General features: G+C 59.8%; 24 protein-coding genes. 15 read left to right on the top strand and 9 right to left on the bottom strand.

The window, feature by feature from the left end:
* The first annotated feature begins 9 nt into the window (after positions 1-9).
* Both ACP7B9_RS12185 and ACP7B9_RS12180 read left to right on the top strand, forming a co-directional pair.
* Positions 10-1,353, top strand: a complete 1,344-nt coding sequence (locus ACP7B9_RS12185) for a DUF58 domain-containing protein (protein ID WP_425863723.1) — start codon at positions 10-12, stop codon at positions 1,351-1,353.
* Positions 1,350-3,761, top strand: coding sequence for a transglutaminase TgpA family protein (locus ACP7B9_RS12180; RefSeq protein ID WP_425863721.1), 2,412 nt, complete (start codon positions 1,350-1,352; stop codon positions 3,759-3,761). The genes ACP7B9_RS12185 and ACP7B9_RS12180 overlap by 4 nt, the downstream gene beginning before the upstream one ends.
* 191 nt (positions 3,762-3,952) lie before the next feature.
* On the opposite strand, the gene ACP7B9_RS12175 is transcribed toward ACP7B9_RS12180, so the two are convergent.
* Together ACP7B9_RS12175 and rsmI are read right to left on the bottom strand one after the other, a co-directional pair.
* A complete protein-coding gene (locus ACP7B9_RS12175; protein ID WP_425863719.1) occupies positions 3,953-5,449 on the bottom strand; it encodes an NAD-dependent succinate-semialdehyde dehydrogenase in 1,497 nt (498 codons plus the stop codon).
* A 301-nt stretch (positions 5,450-5,750) separates the two neighbouring features.
* Positions 5,751-6,620 (bottom strand): 16S rRNA (cytidine(1402)-2'-O)-methyltransferase, encoded by an 870-nt coding sequence (rsmI, locus tag ACP7B9_RS12170; protein WP_425863875.1) that lies wholly within the window; start codon positions 6,618-6,620, stop codon positions 5,751-5,753.
* A 123-nt stretch (positions 6,621-6,743) separates the two neighbouring features.
* Between rsmI and ACP7B9_RS12165 the strand changes: the two genes are divergently transcribed.
* A complete protein-coding gene (locus tag ACP7B9_RS12165; RefSeq protein ID WP_425863718.1) occupies positions 6,744-8,480 on the top strand; it encodes a dolichyl-phosphate-mannose--protein mannosyltransferase in 1,737 nt (578 codons plus the stop codon).
* A 63-nt stretch (positions 8,481-8,543) separates the two neighbouring features.
* Here the strand turns inward: ACP7B9_RS12165 and ACP7B9_RS12160 are convergent, their stop codons facing one another.
* The 4 genes from ACP7B9_RS12160 to ACP7B9_RS12145 form a co-directional block, all read right to left on the bottom strand.
* On the bottom strand, positions 8,544-9,617 hold the full coding sequence (locus ACP7B9_RS12160) for a TIGR01906 family membrane protein (protein WP_425863716.1): 1,074 nt from the start codon (positions 9,615-9,617) through the stop codon (positions 8,544-8,546).
* A gap of 80 nt (positions 9,618-9,697) precedes the next feature.
* The gene (locus ACP7B9_RS12155) at positions 9,698-10,564 is read right to left on the bottom strand and encodes an SGNH/GDSL hydrolase family protein (protein ID WP_425863714.1); all 867 of its coding nucleotides are present in this window, start codon (positions 10,562-10,564) and stop codon (positions 9,698-9,700) included.
* Positions 10,565-10,867: 303 nt separating this feature from the next.
* Positions 10,868-11,404 carry a hypothetical protein gene (locus ACP7B9_RS12150; RefSeq protein ID WP_425863712.1) on the bottom strand — a complete coding sequence of 179 codons (537 nt, stop codon included), beginning with the start codon at positions 11,402-11,404 and terminating at the stop codon, positions 10,868-10,870.
* A gap of 438 nt (positions 11,405-11,842) precedes the next feature.
* Positions 11,843-12,601, bottom strand: coding sequence for a DUF6994 family protein (locus ACP7B9_RS12145; RefSeq protein WP_425863710.1), 759 nt, complete (start codon positions 12,599-12,601; stop codon positions 11,843-11,845).
* Positions 12,602-12,820: 219 nt separating this feature from the next.
* Here ACP7B9_RS12145 and ACP7B9_RS12140 point away from each other — a divergent pair, with 219 nt between their 5' ends.
* Complete coding sequence (locus tag ACP7B9_RS12140; protein ID WP_425863708.1) at positions 12,821-13,630, top strand: alpha/beta fold hydrolase; 810 nt, start codon at positions 12,821-12,823, stop codon at positions 13,628-13,630.
* 26 nt (positions 13,631-13,656) lie between these two features.
* Here the strand turns inward: ACP7B9_RS12140 and ACP7B9_RS12135 are convergent, their stop codons facing one another.
* Entirely contained in the window at positions 13,657-14,649 is a 993-nt protein-coding gene (locus tag ACP7B9_RS12135; RefSeq protein ID WP_425863873.1) for a stage II sporulation protein M, read from the bottom strand.
* A 43-nt stretch (positions 14,650-14,692) separates the two neighbouring features.
* On the opposite strand from ACP7B9_RS12135, the gene ACP7B9_RS12130 reads away from it, so the two are divergent.
* The 11 genes from ACP7B9_RS12130 to ACP7B9_RS12080 all read left to right on the top strand — a co-directional run bounded on the left by ACP7B9_RS12130 (position 14,693) and on the right by ACP7B9_RS12080 (position 24,339).
* Entirely contained in the window at positions 14,693-15,496 is an 804-nt protein-coding gene (locus ACP7B9_RS12130; protein ID WP_425863707.1) for an RDD family protein, read from the top strand.
* 174 nt (positions 15,497-15,670) lie between these two features.
* Entirely contained in the window at positions 15,671-15,898 is a 228-nt protein-coding gene (locus ACP7B9_RS12125; protein ID WP_425863705.1) for a Flp family type IVb pilin, read from the top strand.
* A 582-nt stretch (positions 15,899-16,480) separates the two neighbouring features.
* Positions 16,481-16,690, top strand: a complete 210-nt coding sequence (locus ACP7B9_RS12120) for a Flp family type IVb pilin (protein WP_425863703.1) — start codon at positions 16,481-16,483, stop codon at positions 16,688-16,690.
* 170 nt (positions 16,691-16,860) lie between these two features.
* A complete protein-coding gene (locus ACP7B9_RS12115; RefSeq protein WP_425863701.1) occupies positions 16,861-17,259 on the top strand; it encodes a TadE/TadG family type IV pilus assembly protein in 399 nt (132 codons plus the stop codon).
* A complete protein-coding gene (locus tag ACP7B9_RS12110) occupies positions 17,247-18,224 on the top strand; it encodes a pilus assembly protein TadG-related protein (RefSeq protein WP_425863700.1) in 978 nt (325 codons plus the stop codon). The genes ACP7B9_RS12115 and ACP7B9_RS12110 overlap by 13 nt, the downstream gene beginning before the upstream one ends.
* Before the next feature lie 20 nt (positions 18,225-18,244).
* Positions 18,245-19,009, top strand: coding sequence for a Flp pilus assembly protein CpaB (gene cpaB, locus ACP7B9_RS12105; protein ID WP_425863698.1), 765 nt, complete (start codon positions 18,245-18,247; stop codon positions 19,007-19,009).
* The gene (locus ACP7B9_RS12100) at positions 19,006-20,205 is read left to right on the top strand and encodes an AAA family ATPase (RefSeq protein WP_425863696.1); all 1,200 of its coding nucleotides are present in this window, start codon (positions 19,006-19,008) and stop codon (positions 20,203-20,205) included. Before cpaB ends, ACP7B9_RS12100 begins: the two co-directional genes overlap by 4 nt.
* Positions 20,202-21,665 carry a CpaF family protein gene (locus ACP7B9_RS12095; protein WP_425863695.1) on the top strand — a complete coding sequence of 488 codons (1,464 nt, stop codon included), beginning with the start codon at positions 20,202-20,204 and terminating at the stop codon, positions 21,663-21,665. Before ACP7B9_RS12100 ends, ACP7B9_RS12095 begins: the two co-directional genes overlap by 4 nt.
* On the top strand, positions 21,662-22,618 hold the full coding sequence (locus ACP7B9_RS12090; RefSeq protein ID WP_425863694.1) for a type II secretion system F family protein: 957 nt from the start codon (positions 21,662-21,664) through the stop codon (positions 22,616-22,618). Before ACP7B9_RS12095 ends, ACP7B9_RS12090 begins: the two co-directional genes overlap by 4 nt.
* A gap of 11 nt (positions 22,619-22,629) precedes the next feature.
* Positions 22,630-23,523, top strand: a complete 894-nt coding sequence (locus ACP7B9_RS12085; RefSeq protein WP_425863692.1) for a type II secretion system F family protein — start codon at positions 22,630-22,632, stop codon at positions 23,521-23,523.
* Between the two features lie 207 nt (positions 23,524-23,730).
* Entirely contained in the window at positions 23,731-24,339 is a 609-nt protein-coding gene (locus ACP7B9_RS12080; protein ID WP_425863690.1) for a hypothetical protein, read from the top strand.
* Between the two features lie 20 nt (positions 24,340-24,359).
* On the opposite strand, the gene ACP7B9_RS12075 is transcribed toward ACP7B9_RS12080, so the two are convergent.
* Both ACP7B9_RS12075 and ACP7B9_RS12070 read right to left on the bottom strand, forming a co-directional pair.
* A complete protein-coding gene (locus ACP7B9_RS12075; RefSeq protein ID WP_425863689.1) occupies positions 24,360-24,863 on the bottom strand; it encodes a prepilin peptidase in 504 nt (167 codons plus the stop codon).
* 54 nt (positions 24,864-24,917) lie between these two features.
* Complete coding sequence (locus ACP7B9_RS12070; RefSeq protein ID WP_425863687.1) at positions 24,918-26,180, bottom strand: Ig-like domain-containing protein; 1,263 nt, start codon at positions 26,178-26,180, stop codon at positions 24,918-24,920.
* Between the last annotated feature and the right edge of the window lie 103 nt (positions 26,181-26,283).

The following is a 26,283-nucleotide window of genomic DNA, read 5'->3' as shown; positions in this document are numbered from 1 at the left end:
GGTTCGGGCGTGTTCTCCCTGCGACTCTTCCGACCCCGAGGCTGGATCCTGCTGGCCATGGGCGCACTTGCCCTCCTGTTAGCTCTTGTCCTTGGCCGCCGGGACCTTTTGATGCTGGCCGTTTTTTGCTGCGCCCTGCCTGCGGTTGCCTGCGCTGCCGTCTACCTGCTCAAGCCCGGATTCACGGTCAAGCGCACCTTGGCACCTGCCCTGGGGCGGGTCGGTTCGCCAGTTACGGTGACCCTTGAGGTCCACGGGCGAACTCCCGGCGGTGGCCGGGTCAAGCTCGTTGAGGAGTTGCCGGTCAGTTTCCGCGATGTCCCCACGTTCAGCCACCCGCATCCCGTAGTGCCGCGCGGACTACTCAGCCGATACCACTATTCCCTGCACCCTGCCCACCGCGGTGTCTTCACGGTTGGGCCACTGCGAGGCCAGTTCTCTGACCCTTTCGATGTCACCTATGTGCAGCGAGGACTGGACGACGGCGACCGCCTCACCATAGCCCCTGCCGCCGTCGAACTTCCGCCGATTTCACTGACCGATGGCCGCGGCCAGGACGGCGCCCGCAGCACCCCTGAGCTCGCGCACGCCAGTCACGACGATGCCATGACCCGCGAATACCGTTACGGCGATCCGTTGCGCCGCGTCCACTGGCCGGTCACGGCAAGGCAGGGAAAGCTCATGGTCCGGGCGGAAGAATCCGTCACCACTCCCGAGGCGGCCCTAGTTCTTGACCGTCGCGCCCAGGCCTTCGGTGAGGGCAACAAAGCCATTGAGCGCTTTCAGATTGCCGGACACAGCATGGTGGGTCTTCCGGAACTGCGAACGACGGCGGCGTTTGAGACGGCCATTGTCGCCGCCGTCTCCATTGCCGCCCATGTGTTGGAGCGCGGCTATCTGCTGCGCGTGCTGGATCATCGAGGACTGCCGGGCTTCGCTTCCTCCCCGTCGGCACCCGATCCGGGCGCCGAGGAATACAGCGGCAGCCAGGGCGTTTTTGACGTTGCCGCTTCTTTGGCGGCGTTGGAACTCAGCGAGACCGAAGACGCGCCCGTGGCACCTTTCATCAACGGCCTGGCCCACAAACTCCACGCCGGCCGGCGCCGAGGACCGCTCATGGCAGTGACCGGCCTGCTCAGCGACGCCGAGGCGCTCCTCCTGGCGGACATGGCCGAATCGACCCAAAGCGCCTTCGCCCTGCTCCTGTGCAGCGAACCCCACGAGGTTGAATCGGCGCTGGACATCCTCCGCCGCGCCGGCTGGCGGGCCACGGCACTCACGCCGGGCACGCATCTGGAGCAGGCCTGGCTACAACTGGGGCAGCCCGCGGCAATCGCAGGGCGGCGCCCATGACCCGGATGCTGCCAGCCCAGGGCCGGCCACCGCACGGGAACGACGCCGGTCCGGCTGGCTCTGCGGGCGGCGCAAGCGGCCCCGCGAGTGGCGCGCCAAAATCCCGCGGGATATTCGCCGACCCACGGACCGGCCCCCCTCGCTGGGTTCTGGCACTCGCCATTTTTGGTGCCGTCATGGGCGCCTCGCTTGGCTTGGGCGGCGTACTGGAAGATTTTGGCTGGTGGCCGCGAGCCGCCGTCGTGGTTGCCGGAACATTGCTACTTCCGGCAGTGCTGCGGCGTTACCCGGCCCTTGATCCCTATGCTCCGTTGGGGGCACTGGCTGGCTGGTTCATAAGCCTGACGTTCGTCTTTTTTCCCACCACCTCACTTTTGGGCTTCATTCCGACGGCGGGCACGTTCCGGGCTGCGTTGGAGATGGCCTCGGATGCCTCGACGCTGATCATGTCCAGCAACACTCCGGTGTCCTCGGAGGTCCCCATGTTCTTCCTGTTCTGCGCCGGATTGGGGTTCGTGGCGCTTCTGATCGATACGGTGGCCATCACGGTCGCTATGCCGGCGGCCAGTTCCTTGGGCCTGCTGCTGGTCATGCTGCCGCCGGCCCTCACCACCAGCACGGGCATCGGCACACTGGGTTTCATCGGTGCCGGCGCGGGTTTCCTACTCATTCTCGGGTGCTGCCGGTGGTACGCGCCCGACGGAAAAGTGCGGGCCACGGGAGTGCGATTCTCCACCGGAACCCTCTCCCGGGCAGCTGCTCTGGGCGCCGCCGTCGTCCTAGTGATGGCCATTGTCCCGGCGGCCATTCCCGGTTTCACGGAAGGATCCTTCCCGCAGGGTTCCCGCCTGGACAAATCCGGTGCGGGCGCGCGGTTGGACCCGATGATTTCACTCGGCGATGACCTTCGTTCGCAGTCAAATCAGGTCAACCTGACGTATTTGAGTAACACCGACGGGCCGCAGTACCTTCGTTTGAGCACGCTGGAGAACTTCACAGGCAAGTCGTGGCAGCCCTCTGAATCGCCGTCCTCACTGCAACTCGGCACGTCCGATCTGGCACCGGCGGCCGGACCCGCACCCGCCGTCGCGCGGACCCAAAAGCTGACCATGGTGACCATCGACGCGCTCAGCAGTGAGTGGCTGCCGGCCCCGCTATCCCCCACCAGCGTTGAAAACCTCACGGGCCGGTGGCGGTGGAATCCGTCGACGCAGACCATCAAGGGCCAGTTCACCTCCACCGCGAACCAGGCCTATGTTGTGCGCAGTGAGATGCCCGTGCTCTCCCCGACAACTCTGGCCGCAGCGTCTGGCAATGCCGCTGGCGTCGACCCGGTGTTTACCGCGTTGCCCGCCGATGTTCCGGCGCTGGTGAAGGACACCGCACAGGAGATTGCTGGGGCCGCGCCGAACGCTTTTGCCAAGGCCATAGCGATCCAGGATTACCTGCGTTCCTCTGAATTTAACTACAACCTGAATACTCCCGCCGCTGAAGGGTACGACGGTTCCGGGATGGCAGTGCTGGAATCGTTCCTGACGGAAAAGAGCGGCTATTGCGTGCATTTTTCCGCCGCCATGGCCGTGATGGCCAGGGAAGTTGGCTTGGCGTCACGCATTGTGGTGGGGTATGCCCCGGGGACCCGGACCACCGAGATCGGCGAGCTGGACGGCCAGCCGCTGCGCGGATATCAGGCCAGCGGCAAGGACGCCCATGCCTGGCCGGAGATCTATTTTGAGGGTCTTGGCTGGGTACCGTTCGAGCCGACGCCGTCGCGCGGTTTCATTCCCGACTATGCGCAGGAGGAAACTTCGGCCAATCCCACCGCGGGCCCCATCGACGCTCCCATCGATGGGGCCACGGCCTCCGCGGCGCCGACGGCCACGGCCACCACTGCTGCGGCCGCTGCGGGTGGTTCCGCCGCCGCAACAGTTTCCGGTTCTTGGCTCCGAACAACGGGAGTCATTGCGCTAGTCCTACTGGTGCTGACCAGTCCGGCCCTTGCCCGCATTTATGTCCGACGTCGACGCCTGGCTCGGGTGCGCAGCGGCGGCCCTGCCGGCGTTGGCGCGAAGGACGGAGCCACCGGCCGGGTGCCTGAGGTCCTTGCCTGGCGCGAGCTGCTGGCTTCCGCGGCCGACCACGGCTGCAACATCGACCCCGCGCTGACCCCTGCCCTACAGGCTGAACGCATCGCGGAACTTCTGGGGCCGTCAGCTCAGCCCGGGCTGGCGCTGGTGCTCCACGCCTATGAACAACTGGCCTTCGGACCGCCCGCGGCGTCCTCGACCGGGCGTGACGATCTCGCCGACGCCGTGGAGGCCGTGGCCGCCCGTCTGCATTCCCGTGCGACGCCAGGGACACGACTCCGGGCGACCCTAGTCCCGGCGTCGCTCCTCACCCGTTACTGACCCTCGCCACAACAAACGCTCCATCACATAACGGCCTTAAAACTCCAACGCTCCATCACTTAACGGCGTTTAAACCGTTTCGCTCCCTCACTCGTATGCACAGAGTGAGGGAGCGAAACGGTTTAAAGCCCCGGAGGTGATGCGGCGTTGCCGAAAAACCGCCGTTTAGTGATGCCGCGTCTAGAAGGAGGTTAGGCGTTGTTGTGGTTCGGCATACCTACGTACTGGGTGTACTGGTATTCCGCGATTCCTTCGATGCTGCCTTCGCGGCCAAGACCGGACTGCTTGACGCCGCCGAAGGGAGCCGCTGCGTTGGAGATGACTCCCGCGTTGAGGCCCATCATGCCGGTTTCAATGCGGTTGGCCATGCGCATGCCGCGGTTGTGGTCCTTGGTGAAGACGTAAGCGACCAAGCCGTACTCGGTGTCGTTGGCCAGGGCTACGGCTTCGTCCTCGTTCTTGAACGTGACGATGGGGGCCACCGGGCCGAAGATTTCCTCGGTCAGGATGCGGGCGCCGGGCTCCACACCTGTCAGAACCGTGGGCTGGTAGAAGTAGCCGGGCCCGTCAACGGGGCCGCCGCCGGCAATCGCGGTGGCGCCGTCGGCCAGTGCATCGGTGACCAGCGAGTGGACCTTGTCGCGGCTCTTGGCATCGATCAACGGGCCCACAGTGGTTTCCGGTGACGTGCCGCGGCCCGTCGTCAATCCACCCATCTTGGCGGCGAACTTGGTGGCGAATTCCTCGGCCACCGATTCGTGCACCAGGAAGCGGTTGGCTGCCGTGCAGGCCTCGCCCATGTTGCGCAGCTTCGCGGCCATGGCACCCTCAACAGCAGCATCCAGATCCGCGTCTTCGAAGACGAGGAACGGTGCGTTGCCGCCCAGCTCCATCGAGGTTCGCAGCACATTGGTGGACGCGTCGGCCAGGAGGCGCTTGCCCACGGGAGTTGAACCAGTGAACGAGAGTTTGCGCAACCGGCTGTCCTTGATCAGCGGTCCGGTCACTCCCCCGGCGTCGGTGGTTGAAACAACGTTAAGGACTCCGGCGGGCAGACCAGCTTCGATCAGGATCTGGGCGAACAGGTGGCTCGTCAGCGGGGTCAAGTTTGCAGGCTTAAGCACCATGGTGCAACCGGCCGCAATCGCAGGGGCGATCTTGCGGGTGGCCATGGCGAGCGGGAAGTTCCACGGCGTAATCAGCAGGCACGGACCAACCGGCTTCTTCTGGACCAGGATCTGCTGGGTGCCCTCGGGGTTGGAAGAGAAGCGACCAAAGGAGCGCGACGTTTCTTCGGAGAACCAGCGCAAGAATTCGGCACCGTACTTGACCTCGCCCATGGCCTCGGCCAGCGGCTTGCCCATTTCGAGGGTCATGAGGAGTGCGAAGTCGTCGGCGCGGGCCATGACCATGTCAAAGGCGCGGCGCAGAATCTCGGCACGCACGCGCGGAGCCGTTGCGACCCATTCCTCCTGGACGGCCACGGCGGCATCGAGGGCCGCGGCACCATCTTCAGCACCGGCGTCGGCCACTTCAAGAAGAACCTCCCCGGTGGAAGGGTCCTCGACCTTGAAGGTCTTGCCCGAGGCGGCGCTGCGCCACTCACCATTGATGAGCAGCCCGGTGGGAACACTCGCCAGCAGCGCACTTTCGCGCTCGGAAAGTTCGGTAGCAGCTGTCACGGTCATGATGACTCCTTCGTCTTGCGCCGCAGTCCCGACATAGCGATGCTGTCTGGACAAGGGGTTTGCGGCGGCGTGTTGTTCATTACGTTACGTTCACGGTAGTTCTCGGCGAACGGGAGTGTCTACGCATGTCCGCACTGCAAGAGGCGGTTTCGCTGTGCATTTGTACAACAAGAAGCGGACGACGGCGGGCCGCGCACCTTGAGCGCGACGCCCACCACCGCGGGTGGCCCTCGAACCGTCACATAATGCCGCTTAGAACGTTCTAAGCGGCATTATGTGACGGCTCGAGCCAGAGAAACCCTTATGCGCGCGCAGCCAGAACGGCGCTGTACAGTTCGCGCTTGCTGGCATGGACATCGTGCGCGACGACGGCCACGGCTTCCTTCATGCGCATGCCCTGGCCCATGAGCTCGTTGACGGAGGCCACGTGATCCTCGAGAGTGCCGGGATCGGAGTCCGGGGCGCCGCCAACAACAATAGCGATCTCGCCGCGGATCTGCGTGGTTTCGGCCCACTCCAAGAGACCCGACAGTGGCTTGCGCACCACCTCTTCATACGTCTTGGTCAGCTCCCGGCACACGGCCGCCTCACGTGAAGGACCGAAAGCGGTGTGCAGGGCGCGCAACATGGCCTCGAGCCGGTGCGGGGCCTCAAAGAACACCATGGTGCGCTTTTCAACGGACAGATCGTGTAACCGCGAAGCCCGCTCGCCCGATTTACGGGGCAGGAAACCCTCAAAGCAGAACCTGTCGGTGGGCAGACCGGACAACGCCAAAGCCGTCAGCACGGCCGAGGGCCCAGGGGCCGCGGTCACCTTCACTCCGGCTTCAACGGCTGCGGCCACCAAGCGGAAGCCGGGGTCGGAGACCGAGGGCATACCGGCGTCGGTCACCATCAGGAGGGTCTTGCCGGTCTGGACCTGGGTGAGCAGCTCCGCAGTCTTCACGGCCTCATTGTGCTCGTGGTAGCTGATGATCTGGCCGCCAACCTTCACACCAAGACTGGTCACCAGGCGGTGCAAGCGGCGGGTGTCCTCAGCGGCCACGATGTCCGCGGCACCGAGCCAGGCAATGAGGCGCGACGAGGCATCGCCCATGTTTCCAATCGGCGTAGCCGCTAGAACTATGTAGCCCTCCCCCGGCTTGCTGGTGGGTGCCAGGCTTGAATCCATGGGTCCTTCGGCCACGTCAAGACCGTCTTCCGATCCGTCTGCTGCGTTGTCGTTTTCTTGGCCAAAGTCATCTTCCATGACTCCAGCGTAGTAGCCACAGCAACAGAGTCCCATTTAGGTAGCATGGACACCGTGCAACCCCCCGTTATGGATACCTCTCCAACAGCCCCAGACCGAGACGTTTCCGCCGAGCCCAGTCATGGCGCCCACGTGTCCCGAGCCAGCACCGAACCCACCCACCGTTGGGTCAAGGACCCGGCCAAGGCGTTCACCAAAAGCGCTCTCCGAGACAGATTGCTGGGCACCCAATTCACGCCGCCCGGTCTGCGACTGTGGTTTTGGCTCGCCCCGGCACTGACGGCGGCCATCGGTGGTTTGCTCCGCTTCGTACGGCTCGGCCAGCCCAACTCGCTGGTCTTCGACGAGACCTATTACGTCAAAGACGCCTACAGCTACCTACAGAGCGGCTACGAACGCAATTGGGCAGAGAAGGCCAACGACCTCTTCAACCAGGGCATTTTCACCAGCCTTGAAAGTACCGCCGAATATGTGGTCCACCCGCCCGTGGGTAAGTGGATGATCGCGTTCGGCATGTGGCTCTTCGGCTCCGACAGCACCTTCGGCTGGCGCTTCACGGCCGCACTCGTGGGCACGCTCTCCATCTTCATCCTGGCCCTGATCGCGCAAAAGATGTTCCGCTCCACCCTTTTGGGAGCCATGGCCGGCCTGCTCTTCGCCGTAGATGGCCACGCGATTGTCCAGTCAAGGACCTCGCTGCTGGACATCTTCGTGATGTTCTTCGCCCTGCTGAGCTTTGGCGCCATCCTCATGGATCGTGATGACGGACGACGCCGGCTCGCGGCTAAGCTGTCCAAGCTCGCCAATGCCGCCGGTGCCCAAGGCACAAAAGGCGCCGGAAGCATCCCGGCGAAGGCGCTCCTCTACGGCCCTTGGCTGGGGATCCGTTGGTGGCGCCTCGCCGCCGGCGTCACCCTCGGCTTGTGCATCGGCACCAAGTGGTCAGGCCTGTTCTTCCTTGCCGCCTTTGGCCTGATGAGCGTCATCTGGGACATGAACGCCCGGCGGATCGCCGGCATCAAGTTCTGGGTGGCCGGCGCCATCTGGAAAGACGGGATCGTGGCGTTCGTCAGCATGGTTCCGGTTGCTGCCGTCACCTACCTGGCCACGTGGACCGGCTGGTTCCTGTCCAAGGACGCCTACGACCGCCATTGGGCCGCCTCCAACCCCGCCGGCCCGTGGGGCTGGGTCCCGGACTCGCTGCGTTCACTCTGGCATTACCACTCCACGGCGTACTCCTTCCACACCGGGCTCGGCTCCGACCACCCCTACAAGGCCAACGCGTGGTCATGGTTTGTCATGGGCCGCCCCACATCGTTCTTCGTCAAGAATTTCGAGAACGGCGACGGCGGTTGCACCGTGGACAAGTGCACCGCAGCAGTCACGAGCCTTGGCAACCCGCTGATTTGGTGGGGCGGCTCGCTGGCCCTCCTGTTCCTCATCGGCGTGTGGATCGCCAAGCGCGATTGGCGCGCCGGAGCCATCCTGCTCGCCTTCGCGGCGGGCTTCCTGCCATGGCTCTTTTACCCGCTACGCACCATCTTTTTCTTCTACGCCATCGCCTACGAACCGTTCATGATCCTGGCCCTCGTCATGGTCCTCGGCATGGTCATGGGCAAGATCGGCGATCCCCCATGGCGCCGGCAGCAAGGCGCCGCCGTAGTCGCCATCTTCCTGGTCCTGGTCGTGGCGCTCAGCGCATTCTTCTACCCAATTTGGGCCGCGGAGATGATCACCGAGACCTACTGGCGCCAGCATATGTGGCTCCCCAGCTGGATCTAACCACCCCTTTAATGACGTACGACGGCGGCCAACCCGGCCGCCGTCGTACTACTTTAAAGGCTTTTAGGCCGACCTGCGGCCTGGGCGCTGCGCGGCCAAGTTGGCCTGGCGGCGGTCCTTGGTGGGCCAGGTGAAGGCTAGGGTCAGGGACGCAACCACTAGAACGAAGGCGCCGATGAAGATGCCGGAATCCGTCCAGAACTGGCTGGGGAAGAGGCGGATCAGGGTGTCGTCGGTGTAGAACGTCCAGGTGCCGTCGGTGAAGAAGATCTCGTGGAAGTCGGTGAAGAAGCGCTCCCAACCGGTAGCCGCGAAGACGCCGATGGCAATGATGAGTGCCAGCGTGGCGATGGATCCGGCGAACAGGGCCCGGCGAATCCCGCCAAAGCTGCGGCGGGCCAGGTACATCATGCCGATGATCATGACGACCGCCAACGCAAGACCTGCCATGAACGCCATGACAATCACGGTTTTGACGTCGGCCATGTGGTTCACTTCGCCGGCAAGGAATAGGGGGTCGCCGAACTTATCCACCAGGTCACCCAAATAGCGGGATTGAGCCAGGTTCAAAAGGTAGTCCACCGTGTAGGAGCCGTACGTCATGCGGTCATCGGTGGTGAACCCGAAGGAATCAACAGGGAATCCGGGGCGGTGATATTCAACCCAGAGAAAAACAGACGATGTGACCAACCGGATGGCAAGCACCAACAGCACGATCGGGTAGAGCACGGCAATGAGCACCTGGAAGACACGGGTCAGCACGGGCTTGGTGTTGGCGGCCCTTTCCATGGCGGCCTGGCGTTTGGCAACATCCTCGGCCGGAGGGCGCATGGTGATCATGCTGGTGTGCGTGTCCTCGCTTGGACCGGTCTTTGTGTCTCTGACGCTCTTGGACAGGGCAGCGGCAATCTCATCGTCGCTGGGCAGGGCAGGCATCCGGGCAGCAGCTCGCATTGGCTCGGGGTCGAGATGATCCTCAAGCTTGATTTTCGCGGCGGGGTCAGATGTGGCAGCGCCTGACAAACGGCGGGCCGCCTTCTGCGCCTGAATGACGGGCACTGACACGGGGATGTCCCTGGTAGGGGCCTCCTGCGCAGCGTCCTTGGCTGAGTCTTGGGGCTTTGAATTCTCGCTCACAAGTCGAAACGATACCGGCACCCCACCACGGCAGGGGTCTGCCACCCCGCGTCGCTACCAAACTGACACCAGATCCACAGTTATGTCCCGAATTGGGAACGATTCGAAGGCTCCGGTGTCACAGGTGCAGTCTCGATCGGCGCGGCCACGGGGCGTTTAGCGCCATGCCCTCCGTTAGGCGGTTCGTGGCGAATGCCCCGGACAACCCAGGGTACGAAGTATTCTCTCGCCCAGACGATGTCCTCGGCCCGGGCCTGCCGCCACCTTTTCTCGGGCAGCGACTTCGGCGAGCGCGGCTCCAGATTGTGCGGCACGTTTAGGGTCTTCAGCACCATGGCGGCGACGGCGTGGTGGCCCAAGGATGACGGGTGGAGCCGGTCCGCGCTCCACATCTGGGAATCGTGCAGTTCCGCCATGGACCACAGGTCTGCGATCAGGGCGCCGTGGTGCTCTGCAATCCCCCGCAGGTTTTCGTTGTAGATGGCGATCTTGGCCCGGAATTGTCCAAGGACGGTGGCTCGACCCGAATCCGGGCCGACGAAGATCAACACATTCACGCCGCGTGAACGGAGGATTTCGACGGCGTTTTCCACCTCCGCCGCCAGCCTGTCCGGATCGGCTCCGGGATGAAAGAGATCGTTCCCACCAGCCTGCATCGACAAGAGATCGGGTTTCAGGGCCAGGGCATGACCTAGCTGGGTCTCAAAGACTTCGTGCAAGAGCTGCCCGCGGACAGCTAGGTTGGCATAGGCAAAATCAGGGACGCCGCGGCTGAGTTCCTCAGCCACCCTATCCGCCCATCCCCTATGTCCGCCTGGGCTGAGCGGTTCAGGATCATCCAGGCCCTCTGTGAAGGAATCGCCCATGGCCACAAAGCGCAGCCAAGGATGCGGCGGCAGCATGTGTGGCTGCCCGCTCCCCCCACCACCTTCAGTTTGGAATCCCATGTCCCATAGTGCGCCTTTTTTTCGCAGGGCGGCAGTGCGGGTTTTGCCGCAACGCTGAACGCCGGCAATGGATGCTCTATGGGACACGGCTGTTTCGAAGGCTGACCGACGAAAAGGCTGGGAGGGGACCACCCATAGTGATCTCCTCCCAGATGTGTCTGGACGATTCCCCGTGTCTCCGTAACCCCTCTTCCTTGCCATGTGCCCAGCATCGCCCAGCAAACTCCTTCGGAGAATTACTGGGTCATGTGAGTAGGGGCAGGCAATTAGGGGGCCTACCGCGGTGAGCCGAGAGCGTCGTGACTAGTTCGCCAGTTCTGCGCAAATGTCTCGCTCTCTGCCCGATACACTCAGGACCTTGAAGATTCCGTTGGCGTCAATCGTGAGTACCACGCGGCCGATGTGATGCTTCGTGGAGGGGCCAGCAGGAATGTCTGCCGGGAACAGGGAGAGACCGTTATGGCCGATCAATTCGAGGGTGACAGTCCCGTCTGCGTTCACGGTGGTATGCGCGACGGAACCGGCAGTTTTGATTGTCACAGACTTCCCGGTTATCTCATTTGTGTAAGTGAGGTTGACTCCCTTACCGGCAAAGAAGAAGCGTGACGTGTTTCCGTCGCTGTCCTGCCATTCCTTGGTGTGGATGATTCCGTTGGTGCCCACGACACCAAGAGGGAATGTGCAGCTCTCTCCGGCAGGGCTGCTGAACCCAAAATCGTAGTCTTTGTCATGGATAACGCCTGAGTTATCGCTGGCGGCGTTCGCAGGCTGAATTGCGGCCAGCATCAGCGCTGCCAGCAGGGCTCCCGGTCCGAGTCGGCGCCTAGTTCTAGCATTCATGGTTCCTCCATTTAGTGAAAAGAGTGCGGCTCTTTCAATGGCGCACCACCATCGTCAGGCGGAGGAGACCGTGCGCTTTTACATTTCGGGACTGTGCCCTGTTAGCGGCTCAAAGCGCCGTTCAGCTCCGGGGCCAAAATCACCGGGTCAGGATCGCCACGCTATAACATCGGGGGCGCCTTGGCACGAGTGGTGACTACCCGTCTTGGACTGGTCTTGGACCGAGTGCAGACGACTTTGGACCTTCCGTGCGGTCAACTTCGGAAAATGACATCTAACGGAACCACGGCGGCAGTATGCGTGGTTGGCCGCTGCCTCCGCCACTTTCAGTTTGGAATCCTATGACCCCATAGTGCGCCTTTTTGTAGCAGGGCGGCCGTGTGGGTTCTATGGCGGGCCCGGCCGCGTCCCTTACCGATCTACGGAACGACTAGGTCACTACCGGCGAACTTCAATCTCGGGGTGATTCTCCGTAACCCAATCGGCCATACGCTGGCCTCTTTTTGCGATGAAGTCGAGCGTGGCCTCCCGGTATGTCACGTACGCCTCGGTTGTGGCCGGTGGTCCGGAAGGCTCGAAGATGTCGCACGGTAGGAAGAGCTGAACACGGTCATAGTCTGGCGTCACGAGGTCTTGAAAGTGGAAGAAGTCCACGAACCCCTTGAAGTCTTGAAAGAGCGCAAAGAAGTCCGAGTATGCGTTGAGAACACTGGCGAGGGGGCTTTCTGGCACTCCTGCGTAGTGACGCCGGATGCATTCAAGGGTGAGGTCCATCCGGTCAGCGACCTTTAGGCGAAGGCCTCGTGCCTGGTTTATGGTAGGCCGATCTTTCGATCTGAGGGGCCAAATCATGGCACTGCCGATGGTGTACGGCGGGTCAAGGTAGCGGGCCCGCTGCACGTCCTCCAGACCGGCGATGGCCTCGACCAATGACGCTGGCCTTGACCATGTGGTGTAGGAGCTGGTGATGGCGTCACTGCCATAGCAATGCCTCGCATCGCGGGCGTCGGTGAAGATGAGGTACTCGTTCTTCCGAGCTGACGAAATGCTCGGGGCAAAAGGGTCCCCGGAGGGCAACGCCTTGCTCCACAGCAGCTCATGATCCAACCGCAGCCTCGGACTGTCCCTGTCCGGGTCGGGATTGTTCGTCCGCGGATTGTCGGTTTTATAGTCGAAAAAAATATCAAAGACTCTCATGCTCGAAGCGTAATGGGCATGTCAAGCTCCAGAGGGTTTGTTCGTCGTTGTTACTCGGGCCCAGTGACATGGGCACGGAGCAATCGCTACCCATGCCGGCCAACAACGTTGACAACGGACTACGTCAGTCAAATACTCAAGACAAGATGTGGTTAGCATCCGTAACCGGTTAGGACCGGGTTGATGGAACATACACATGGCAAGGGAAATTCTGGCAGGGTGAAAACGATCAAGGTCGGCGGCCTGGCCGGACGTACTTCCGGCGTCTTCGATGGACGTCCACCTTTGGCGCTCCTGCACGGTCTGTCGTTCAACAGGGCAATGTGGAACCCCACACTGGATCTGTTATTTGAGCTTGATCCCGCACGCCAAGTCCTCGCGCTGGACCTGCCGGGCCATGGAGATTCGGATTCGGCTCCCCGCTACGACATCGAGTCCGTCGCCGAAATGGTTCATGATGCCGTGCATGAGGCCGGTTTGGTAGAACCAGTCATGGTGGGGCATTCATTGGCTGCCATTGTTGCCACCGTTTACGCCTCGGCATATCCAGTTCAAGGCGTCGTCAATGTGGATCAAACCCTGCAGACCGAGGGGTTTGCCAAGCTACTTCATTCGCTCGCCGATCAGCTTATGGGCCCTGATTTCATGAATGTCTGGCAGGGTTTCAATGCCAGTTTTCATCTGGAACTTCTGCCCCCGCAGGCTCAGCAACTCCTGCGCGACACCAGCCACCCCACCCAGGAACTCGTCACGGGCTATTGGCGCGAGGTCATGGAACAGACCCCGGAATTCATGCGGTACAAGTTTGAGAATGTGCTCGAGAACCTTCGGGACAATGCGGTACCGTATCTTGTCATTGCCGGCAGCGAACCCGAGGTTGCTTACCTACAGTGGCTGACTGAGCGGATCCCGCAGGCAACCATCGAGGTATTTCCTGCAAGCGGGCACTTCCCGCACCTTGCCGACCCACACCGCTTCGCAACAGTGTTGGCGGCGACCGCCCCGCCAAATCAGAAAAATCAGCCCTGACCGAAAACCGCACCCCAGCGGCAGCCTCAGGCGGAGCGAACGGAGGCTCCGGCGTCGTCCGCGGTGAGATCGCCCGTCTCCCCTGCACGCACAGCCCGGCCACCCAGGATCAAGGTGTACGCCCAGTAACCAGCCAGGACTAGGGCGCCGATAGTGATTTTGGCCCACACCGGGAGCGGACTGGGCGTGACGAAACCTTCCACAAGTCCGGAAACGAAGAGGACAAGTACCAGACCGGCGGCGACGGTGATGAGGGATCGGCCTTCACGGGCCAGCGAGTCGAGGCGGGTCTGCGCACCTGGACTCACCCATGACCAGAAGATGCGCAGCCCCGCGGCGGCGGCGATGAAGATGGCCGTCAACTCCATGAGACCGTGCGGGAGGATGTAGCTGAAGAAGACGTCGCCGCGCTCGAAGGCGAACATGACACCGGCGGTCATGCCCACGTTCTGTGCGTTCATGAGGATTGAGTACGGGATGAAGACGCCCGTCACACCGAACGCCACGCATTGCGCGGCGATCCACGCATTGTTAGTCCATACGGCGCCGGCAAAGGACGCGGCCGGGTTTTCCGAGTAGTAGTTAACGAAGTCGTGGTCAACGAGTTTCTGTAGTTGAGCGTCGCTTCCCATGGCCGCCATCACAGCGGGATTCCCGGCGGTCCACACGGCAAACAGCGTTCCGATCACGACAAAGACGGCGCCAATGATGACAGTCAGCCATCGCAGACGATAGAAGGCAGCCGGGAGCGAGATGGCAAAGAATCGTGCCGTATCAACGAAGAAATTGGACTTGGCGCCAGTGAAACGGGTCCGCGCATTGGCCAGAGTTGCCGACAGAGAGGTGGAAACAGAGCTTTCCGCCGCAACCGAACGGATCAACGAGAGCTGCGCCGAGACGCTTTGGTAGAGCTCCAGAAGCTCATCGGCTTCGTCCCCCGTCAGGCGGCGCTTGCGGGCAAGGGCATCGAGGCGCGCCCATTGAGGGCCGTGCACTGTTGTAAAGGCATCCATGTCCATCTGCCCCAGCATATCGGTGGTGGCGCGTGGATAGACTGATTGCATGTCCGCAATCATCACCGGCGAAGCCGTTGTCCTTGAGCTTCGCCCCGCATCCTTTGCCGCGCGCTCCTTGGCCACGGCGATCGATGTAGTGGCCACCATCATTGTGGGCATCGGCTTGATACTGCTCTTTTCGGCCCTTCCCCTAGTGATCGACGGTGCGGCCACGAGGGCCATCATGCTTGTCATGGTGGTGACGCTGCTGGTGATCGTGCCCATTACGGTAGAGACGCTCACCCGCGGGAAATCACTGGGAAAGTTGGCCATGGGACTGAGGATTGTGAGGGACGACGGCGGTTCCATCCGTTTTCGTCAGGCCATGATCCGAGCGCTGTTGGCGGTTTTGGAGATTTACATGACGTTCGGTTCCGTTGCGTGCCTGGTGTCCTTGTTCAATGAAAAATCAAAGAGGCTCGGCGACATGCTCGCCGGCACGTACGCAATCCGCGACCGCGTGGCCAAGGTGGTTCCGCTTCAGGTCTCGGTCCATCCGCAGCTGGCGCAGTGGGCTGCTCTTGCCGATATTGGCCGCCTGCCCGACACACTGGCGCGGCGCATCTCCATGTACTTACGCCAAGGACAATCCATGGCGCCGGCTTCGCGCATGTCTTTGGGTGTTGAGCTGGCCAACGAGGCCAGCGCATTCGTCGCCCCACTGCCAGCGCCAGGCACTCCCCCGGATGTTTTCCTGGCTGCGCTGATCTCCGAGCGTCGCGAACGTGAGTACTCACGTATGACCGCCGCGGCCCAGCGTGCTGACGAAATACGCGGGCAGATCCAGCGGCATGGCGTGAAAACTAAGTAGTCGAAACGAGTACTCAGTTTTCCAAATACCCTGCAGTCGAGTGGTCATTACTCTGGAACCTTGATGCGTGGCGGCGTTTAGTAGACAAAACCGGGGCTGCGTCATGCCACCCGGGGCAGCCCGTAAGGAGCTGCTTGGTCTCAGGCGGGAATCCGCCATCCGAAAGGCAATGACATGCTCTTGGTCTATGTTATTTCAACTGCACTGCCAGTCGCCTGGTGGGTCCGTCTTCGACTCGCAGAAAGTGACGACAACGAACGGGGCGCCACCGCCACGGAATACGCTGTCTTGATTGGGCTCATTGCTGTTGCCATTGTTGGCGGAGTCTCCGCGTTTGGCACTGGATTGGGCGGTTACTTTACAACCACGGCGACGACTGTTGGGACTTTACTCAACCCGTAATTCTTGACGCCTACTCACGTTGGTCCTGGCTCAATGCCCGCGGCGGCCCCCTTTGGGGCCGCCGTTTCTGCGTGCCCACAACAACATTAGAATGCCTGAATTGCGCACGATTCCGAGTCCAGTCTTTGTTCCATATTTGAAAACTAGGTACAGCGCGTACTGCAATTCAAGTAATTCAAGTACTCGAATTCAAGTAATGCAAGTACTGCAAGTACTGCAAGTACTGCAAGTACTGCAAGTACTGCTGTCTCCCCAATTACAGGGTCAGTCGCGACCAGCACTCCATGAAGACTCATGGGAAAGCGCTTACAGTCAATGTTTACAAGCAACTCGACCCCAGATTTTCTGCTTCAGAAATTAGGGTGTTGACCACTCTAGAGGCACAGGGCCCCAGTGGGGTTTAGTTGTTCTCAGCCGGGGGAAAAGATTTCACCGGGTTTCATCCGAAGTTCTAAAGCTGGTCTCGCAAGGTCTCTCGCACGGTCTCTCAATGGTCTCCCATTTAGGATTCTCGCTTGGTCTCTTTGACCCGCCTCCGTTCTTCGGCAAATTGATTTCCTTTTATGAAAGTAGGAACTTGAAATGTTGAAGCTCTACGTAACCATGCAGTCCATGTTCATCGCCACCGCCGACCGTTTCCGTGACGGAGAGCGCGGAGCCACCGCAACTGAGTATGCCTTGCTGGTGGCATTCATCGCCCTCGCAATCGCCGGCACAGTCACCGCCTTCGGCGGACAGCTCAGCGATTTCTTCGACACCCTTGGTACCGAAGTCGGCATCGTCGCTGCCTGATATTCAATCTGCGCAACACGTTTGCGGGCGCACCGTTCATGGTTCGCCCGCAAACCGCAGCACTTACTCTGCATTGAAATATGGATGCAGTTCATTCAAACATTTTCTTCAGCTTTAGGTCTCAACGACGTTAACAAGCTGGGACCCTGACTACTTCGAGGGGCAGGATCATGGGGGATCGTAGATCAGAAAAAGGCGCGGCAGCCGTCGAATTTGCATTGGTAGTTCCGCTGCTGATCAGTCTGGTATTTGGGATCGTCCTGATGGGTGCCGCCTACAACGCGCAAATCACACTCACCCAGATCGCACGCGCCGCGGCCCGAAGCATGGTCATCGACGGTGACCAGGGCAAGGCCCGGTTAGACGCCATGGTCAACGTGGTGGGCCTGACGGACTTTGGTACCGCAGGAGCCATCAACTTCTCGTCATCCAACTGCCCGGCCGACGGCGTCATGACCGTGACAGCCACCTACCCGGTGCCTGTGCCGTTCAGCCCAGCGGGCTCCACCATTCTAGGCAGCACCCCCATTACACTGACGGGGAAAGCGAGCATGCTATGCGGTGGTTAGTAGCCCTCCAGGCGAAGAGTGCCCGCAGCAAGGATGGGGAACGAGGCGCCATTGCGGTGCTGGCTGCTGTTCTCATGGTCGCGATGGTCCTCGTGGTCGCTCTTGTGGTCAACGTGGGAATCGCCTACGCAGAAAAGGCGCAACTTCAAAATGGAGCAGACGCCGCCGCCCTGGCAGTTGCCGGCGAATGTGCAAAGCGCGTTGGCACGGTAGACGCCTGCATTCCGGGGCCTGTAGGAGGCGAACTGAAAGCCATTGCGGACAGCTTGGTGAATAGCAACTCGAACGACGGCAGCAGCTCTGTGCTCCTCGAAATAGGCACTGAGGAAGTTACCGCTACAACGTCAACTGTCAGCGGCGACGGACCCAAGATCATCTTGCCCATCTCCGGCGTGGACGCCACGGTCCGCGCAGTGGCTGCCGCCAAATGGGGCGGAATCAAGTCCGGCACTCCGATCATTCCAATCACCTTCGGCGCGTGCGAGCTCGACTCAGTCAAATACCCCCTCGACGGGGTGGACAGAGCGATATTGACTCACAGCAGCTCGAAATGCAGCTCGACCGGTCAGCCGCATTCCTTGCCGGGTGGATTTGGATGGCTGGAAAATGATAACTGCAAAACGATCATTACTGTTGGCCAATGGGCAAAGTCTGACAATGGAAACAACATCGAATGTGAGGATCTATTTACTGCTTCCTTAATTGGCAAGACAGTACTTCTCCCCATCTTTGACGAAACCAGAGACAAAGATAAGGAATTTCATATTTCCGGTTGGGGAGTATTTATCCTCAAAGGGTTTTTCTTAAAGGGAGGCTCTGCCGTAGGCGAATGGGCCAGCGACGGACCCGGCAAAAGTGACAGAGGCCTCTACGGTCATTTCATCGAGCAAATCAGCTTTTCAGAAGGTTTCACTTGGGGGGAACCTGGTATTTACGGCGTAAACCAAGTGAAGCTCACTAAGTAAGATAAACGAGGGGAAATATCGTGAAAACACGCCTTCTGGGGGGCATCGCAGCAATAGTATTAGCCATTCTTGGCACTGTGATGCTGGTCAATTACGTAAGCGGTGCGGATGCTCGCGCAGCTGAAGGAACCGAAACCACCAGTGTTGTGGTGGTTCAAAAAGAAATCGCCGCCGGCACCACAGTCTCAAGTTTCGGCGATGCAGTATTAGTGAAATCCATTCCGAAAAATTTGGTGGCGGATGGTGCCTTGACGGATCTCGAGTCGGTCCAGGACAAAGTTACCGCCATGAAGCTGCTCCCGGGCGATCAAGTCTCGAATCTCCGGCTCTCCGATGCCGCAGCCTATATGGGCAGCAATCCCATCAAGGTTCCCGACACTATGCAGCAGCTCAGCTTCTCGGTTACCGCCGATCGCGTGGTGGGTGGACAACTCAAGCCGGGGGACAACGCGGCATTATTCCTTTCCTATAACTCGGGCATCGAACCAGGAACGAGTGAAATTCCCGCTTCGAAACTAACCTTGCGCAAGGCGTTGGTGGTATCTATGCAAGCCGCAGTCCAGGGAGCTTCCGATACCCCGGCTGCGGGCAGCACACCGGCACCCTCAACGGCACCAGAAACAGTTGGACCGGCCAGTTGGGTCGTGACTGTGGCTCTAGCCCCAGCAGATGCCATCAAGTTGGTTCATGCCGCAGAATTCGGGCATATCTGGGTAGCCAAGGACGTCTCAGGAGCCGCTGGAGATTCGCCGGCACCGCTCTTCAAGGGGGATGTATTCAAATGAGCCGCTTCAACGTCATCACAACAGTTCCAGAGTTTGAGCGACGGGTGCGGTCCGCGGCCAGCGGTACATTGACGGGAACAGTCCAATCAATTCCCAGTGTTCCCTTCCCCGTCGGCCCAGAGGAAATTTTGGACCGGCAAACCGGAGAGCCACTAGAAGTCATTGTGGTTGGTCCAGGTGTCCCGTTGGACAAAGCCATCAAATTGGCATCCGTGTTCGATCTCATGTACCCGGAAATCAGCGTCCTTCTGGTTCACGAGACTACCGAGGCCCTTGCCCTGCAGGCCATGCGCAGCGGCGTTCGTGATCTTCTCAGCCCAGATGCCGACATTGACACAATTCGAGTCATGCTGGAACGCGCCAGCCTGGCCTCGGCCAGCCGCCGCCGCGGGCTGACGCCGGCCCACGATCCGGAACGCCAGCAGGGCCGTGTCATCGCCGTCATGTCCCCCAAAGGTGGTGTGGGAAAAACGACGGTTTCGACAAACCTCGCTATCGGATTGGCCAAGCTGGCTCCAATGTCGGTTGTTCTCGTGGACTTCGATGTTCAATTCGGGGACGTAGCTTCGGGACTGCAGCTCAGCCCGGAACACACACTCTCGGACGCCGTCAACGGCGCTGCCGCCAACGACTCGATGGTACTCAAGGCTTACCTGACCGTCCACCCGTCCGGTATCTATGTGTTGGCGGCCCCTGTCAGCCCCACTGAATCGGAGCACATTTCCGGTGAACAGGTAGCCCGGGTGCTGGCACAGCTGGCCTCTGAATTTGTCTTTGTCGTGGTTGATTCTTCACCCGGTCTTGGCGAACACGTCATTGCGACATTGGAACAGGCCACCGACGCGGTATGGGTCTGCGGAATGGACATTCCGAGCATCAAGGGCCTTCGAGCCGCGTTGGGTGTCCTGCACGAGATTAACTTGGTGCCACCGGGGCGCCACGTGGTGCTGAACTTCGCTGACAGGTTCAGCGGCCTGAGGGTCCAGGACGTGGAAGACACCCTGGGTATCCCCGTTGACGTGGTCCTGCCCAGGTCACGGAACATTCCGCTTTCCACCAACAGAGGCGTTCCCCTGTTGCAGGACAACGTTCGCGACGCGGCCACTAAGGGTTTGCGCAAGCTCGTTTCCCGTTTTGATCCCAAGGCGTTGGCTCAGCCACAGAAGAAGGTACACAGGAGGGTGGTCATCTCATGAATCTCTCAGAACGACTTGCCGCCGTGCGCGGAGGAACTCCCGCTACGGTTCAGGAATTGCCGGAACCATCAGCCCAAGCGGCGGCCAATTACTCACATCCGGGCCTGTATCTCCCGCCCAACGTCAGTCATGAGAGCCAGCCGGAACAGGTACCCGCCAACCGACACCCTCTCACAGACGGTCTTGCCGGACTCAAAACCAGGGCCACGGAATCCCTGTTTCAACGGCTCGGCGCCCGTTTAAGTGATCCCACCATGGTTGAAGATGAGCTCAACAAGCTTGCGGCTTCGGAGCTTGCCGACATCATTGCGGAGGAACAAGCGGCACTCTCGGGCGACGAACGGCGCCGGCTCATCAAGGAAGTCTCTGACGATGTCCTGGGTTACGGGCCCTTGCAGCAGATGTTGGATGATCCAACCATCACCGAGATCATGGTGAACAGTACAGATGCCATCTACATTGAGCGTCTAGGACAGATCATCCAAACTACCCACCGCTTTGCCAACGAGGCACAGCTGCGCCGGGTAATCGACAAGATCGTGTCAAGGATTGGCCGAAGAATTGACGAGTCTTCACCACTCGTTGATGCCCGGTTGGAAGACGGTTCCCGCGTTAACGTGATCATTCCGCCACTTGCAGTCAATGGGCCCACCATGACCATCAGAAAGTTCAGCCACGTTCCACTGACAGTCCAAAACCTCATTGACTTTGGCACGTTGTCTACGGAAATGGCTGAACTACTTCATGCTTGTGTTTGGGCGCGAATGAACATCCTGGTTTCCGGAGGAACTGGCACGGGAAAGACCACGCTGTTGAATGTTCTTTCCTCCTTCATTCCACCCACCGATCGCATCATTACCATTGAGGATGCCGTTGAACTGCAACTACAACAGGAACATGTGATTCGTCTTGAGAGCCGGCCACCCAACATTGAGGGCAAAGGTGAAGTGGCCATTCGAGAACTCGTGAGGAACTCCTTGCGCATGAGGCCAGATCGTATTGTGGTTGGTGAGGTACGCGGCGGTGAAAGCCTGGACATGCTTCAGGCCATGAACACCGGCCATGACGGTTCATTGTCTACCGTTCATGCAAACTCGCCAAGAGACTGCATTGCCCGTCTTGAGACTCTGGTTATGATGGCTGGAATCGAGCTCCCGTTGCGGGCCATCAGGGAACAGGTCTCATCGGCTGTGGACTTGATTGTTCAAATCACCAGATTGCGCGATGGTACCCGGCGAGTCACCCATGTAACAGAAGTTCAGGGCATGGAGGGTGACATAGTCACTCTCCAGGACGCGTTCCTCTTTGATTATTCAGCGGGCGTAGACGCAAACGGCAAGTACTTGGGCAAACCCGTAGCCACAGGAATCAGACCAAGATTCGTGGAACGGTTTGCCGATTTGGGCATCCAAATCTCACCCCATATCTTTGATGTCCCTGTTCAAGGGGTAAGACGATGAATCCGTCCCTGATTGCACTAGGCGTCCCGCTTTGCCTGGCCGCGCTCCTACTGCTCGTCTTTGTAGTTTTCAAACCGAAGCACGGCCGGGTATCCAAAGAGCGGTTGACCACCGGCCCACAAGGCTCAAAGCAGGGTCCGGCAGACAAGAAACTGGGACAGGTCACTGAGTCCACAGTTGATGCAATCAATGGCTTCCTTGACCGTCGCGGCGTCCGCTACACCACGGGCACGTCATTGGAACTCGCAGGAATCAAGACCCGCCCGGCTGATTTCATCATCTGGGTTGTGGCCGCAACTGTGGTGGCCTTCCTAGTGTTCTTCCTGCTGGACATTCCAGTCGTCGCCTTCTTCATGTTGCCCCTGATTCCGCTGCTCGCATGGGCCTTGGTTCGAATCAAAACTGACCGACGCAGGTCTGCCTTCAATGACCAGCTCGGAGACACCCTGCAACTCCTAACCGGCGGTTTACGGGCGGGGCACAGCATGATGCACGCAATCGACGCCGCCGCCGTGGATTCCGATGCTCCCATGTCCGAAGAGCTGGCGCGAGTGGTTAACGAAACCCGGCTGGGTAGGGATACTGGCGAGTCACTACTATCCACCGCAACTCGGATGCAGAGCGAAGATTTCAGTTGGGTGGCCCAGGCCATCGAAATCAATCGTGAGGCTGGCGGTGATCTGGCAGACGTTTTGGATCATGTGGGGGACACAATCCGGGACCGAGGCCAAATTAGGCGACAAGTGGAGGCGCTCAGCGCAGAAGGGCGCATGTCAGCACTGGTTCTTTTCTGCTTGCCCTTCGGCGTAGGACTCATCATGTTCTTCATGAATCCAACGTATTTTTCGGTGCTTTTCGAATCGCTCTTGGGGATCGCCCTCGCAATTGTCAGTGCAGTCCTACTGGGCGTCGGAGCTCTCTGGCTTCGGGCCGTCGTAAAGATCAAGTTCTAGGGGGAACCACCATGTCACCCATAGCTCTGGCTGCGATCCTATTGATCACGTTGCCCGTTGCATTACTACTATTCCAGGTGCTCGCTGCCGATACCGGGACGCGCAAGCTGGTCAGGCAAAACCTCCTGACCGGACCAGTGCCGGCGAAAGCCAAAAAAGCCAAAACACCGAATGAGAACCTCAATGAGATCGCCCGTAGATTGGCCCCGAAGTCCTACGTGGGCTGGCTCAATCAGCTTCTCAACAGGGCCGGACGGCCTGTCGAGATGCCCCTCCAGCGGCTCCTCGTTCTAAAGCCCCTACTGGCGTTGGGGGTATTCTTGGTCGGTTTTCTCTTCTTTTCTAAGGATCCGGGAAAGCTTGGCCTACTGATGCTCATCGGCGCCACAGTTTTGGCCTACTTCACACCCGATGTTTTGCTCGATTCGAAGGCAAAGACTCGCCAAGAAGCCATCACCTTGGAACTCCCCAACACCCTCGATCAGATGCTCATTGCGGTAGAGGCCGGTCTCGGGTTTGAAAGCGCCATGGCACGGGCCGCATCCACGGGCAAGGGGCCACTTGCATTGGAGCTCACGCGAACCATGCAGGACATCCAAATGGGCCGGAACCGGGCGGAATCCTATTGGGCTTTGGTGGAACGAACCCAGGTTAAGGATTTGAAGTCCTTTGTCAGGGCGGTTGTTCAAGCGGACAAGTACGGCATCGCCATAGGCAAGGTCCTCCGGACGCAGGCCAATGAGTTACGGACAAAGCGTCGTCAGCGCGCCGAAGAAAAGGCCATGAAGGTACCGGTCAAGATCCTGTTTCCCTTGATCTTTACCATCTTGCCCGTACTTTTCATTGTAATGCTCAGCCCAGCCATAGTTGGCATCGTGAACCTCTTCAGCAGTGGCGGACTCTAAGCCAACACCAGCGCACCGGCAAGCATAAAGGTCCAAACTGGATCTGTGTCTTGCCGGTGCCTTTGTGCGTCATCTCCAGTGCCTGCCCCATCTCAATTATGAGGTTCATGGTGGCCTCTGTCCGTACAAACGGTCAGATGTCTGCGACCTGATTTCTCCACGAAACAGTTGAACCGAGCTTCTTTCACTATCAGAATGGCTAGAGAAATGACTCAACTTGCGAATGATGGAACTGGCCTGACCGGCGATACCCGAGCCGAAGAATTCTCTGTAGATGATGCAGAGCCCTCCAATCACGTTCAGCTGTTCAGCAACTTCAGTGGTTCAGGGACGCTGTCGGCTGAATTGTACGTGGAATACGTCGACCGGCGATGGTCCGAAATGTGGTTTTACGTCCAACGGGCACACAAAATACTCTGCGCCACTGCGTCGACTGTGCCCGCTAACCACCTCGACCTGCGCGCCGACGCGATGACATTCTTCATACTCTGCAGCCACTTGTATGACTGGGTAAAGGCTGACCTCGCTGTTGAGGACCTAGTCAAAGATCTCAGAACGGAAATTGCGAAGTCTCCTGCACTAAGAATATGCCTCGAAGCCGCTAACACGTCTAAGCACGCTGGACGAGATGATGGCAAGCTTGACGTCCAAATTCGAAAGGTCAGTTTCCGTCCAAATGACCGTACACGAACAATGGAAACAAAAGTGGAATATATAGAAAATGGTGTGCCCCAGAGCTGGGACGTTTTGGATCTGGCCGATAAATGTCTTGCATGGTGGAAAAATTACCTAAAGGATAATGGTCTGGCCGAATAGCTTGAAATTCGGGTCTGCGCTTAACCCACCACCAGTACAACCAGCGCACCGGCAAGCATGAACGGTCCAAACGGGATCTGTGTCTTGCCGGTGCCGCGGCGCGAGACAATCAAGGCCAGCCCCCATACGGCTCCGAGCACGAAAGCCAGCACGGTCCCCCACAGCACGGCCTGCCAGCTGACGAAACCGAGATACAGCCCGAGCACGAAGGCCAGCTTCACATCCCCAAAACCCATGCTGGACGGGGAGATCAGCCTGAGCACAGCGTAAGCAACCCACAACACCACGGCGCCGAGGATCGTTCGCAAGGCGGTGGCGCCGTCGAGCATAACCAGGCTGGCCGAGAGCAACAGTACCCCGGCAATGGCCGCAGACGGGAACACAATCCTGTTCGGCAACAGCTGGTGCTTGATGTCAATCACGGCCAACCGGACTGCCATCACCAGGTAGTACAGGCCAGCAATCAGGACCAGCCAGAAAGCCACCGGAGTCTCGGTCCACAGGTCCCGCAGCGCAGTGATCATAGGCTGATGCTACTGCAGAGGGCAACACAAAAAGGGACTGTTACACCGCGAGTTCTAGCGTGAGGCGTACTGCTCGTACGGGATGTTCCAATCGCCGAATCCATCGGTAGGTGCGATGGTCTCGTTGGGCGTGTTGACGGTGTGGACGATGTCGCCCGCACCCATGTTGTTGAACACCCAGCTGGCACCTTCGGCCGAGAGACCAATGCAACCGTGGGACAGGTTCCGGACGCCCAAGTACGGCATGGCCGAGGTGGTTGCCTGATGGATGAAGATGCCGCTGTAGGAAAGCCGCGTGGCGTACTCAACGTCTACGGAACCATAGTCCCCCGGATCGCCCGGCTTTAGGCCGATGGTCGAGGCCTTGAACGTCGCGTACCGCTGCTGGTCATTGGTGAGCACAATATAGCCCGATGCAGACGGGAACGCCTCATCACCCAAGGTGGCCGGGTAGGTCTTGGTGAGTACGTCGTTGACGAAGATGTTCACCACGTGCGCACCGGCGTCGGCCTCCATGACCACCTTGTTGCCGATGTTCACGTTGTAGTTCTTGTTGAAGTTGGCGATCATGCCGTTGCCCAGATCCATACCCAGCAACTGCATGTCGACGTTGACCGTGGAGTTTGCGGGCCAGTAATCGGCAGCGCGGTAGCGGACCAGCGTGTCCGAGTACCAGCGGAAGGAACCCTGTTGGCCCGTGCTGGTGGTGATCTTGATGGCCTTCTCAACGGCTTCCTTGTTCAGGACAGGCTCGCTGAAAACAAACTGCAACGGCTGCGCCACGCCGACAGTGTCGCCGTCGTTCGGGAACAGCACGGCGTCGGCCTCATGCGTTGCGGGGGTCGTGGTGAAGGTGCTGATCTTTGTGGACTTGAAGCCCTCCGAATCGACCGCGGTGACATTAAAGGTGTAGGCGGTCGCGAATTTCAGCGGCGTTGTGGACTTCCAGCTGCTGTTACTCACGGCGAGCTCGCCATCAAGAACGGCGCCCGTTTCGGTTTCCTTCAGTACTGCGTGGAATACGGTCCCATTAGCGACCTCGGCAGCGATCTCGCTAACCGGGTTGACGGATTCCGTGCCGGTAGCGGGTGTGAGTGAGATAACGGCGGGAATGGCCGCGGCCGTGGGTTCGGGAGTTGATTCAACCGTCTTGGTGGGTGTTGGAGACGCCGAAGAATCAGCCAGCAGGCCGTCCGGCATCCAAGAATTGACCGTTGCCGCACCAATTCCACCACCGGCAATAACCAAAGCGACCAAGGAGATCACTGCGATCTTCCACCCCTTGCGAGGTTTCTTGGTCTCTTCAAACTCCGCCATGCAAACTCCCCATTCGGTGGACTTATTCCACGGTACTTAATGCGAGCGCTTAGTGCGCTAAGTTCCCATTTTACGCTATGGGTGGTACAGAACACGCCAGCGG

The sequence above is a fragment of the Arthrobacter sp. TWP1-1 genome (genome assembly GCF_049897845.1).
In the GTDB taxonomy this organism is placed as follows: domain Bacteria; phylum Actinomycetota; class Actinomycetes; order Actinomycetales; family Micrococcaceae; genus Specibacter.
The sequence above is the reverse complement of the archived record's forward strand: the minus strand, read 5'-3'. Positions and strand labels throughout refer to the sequence as shown.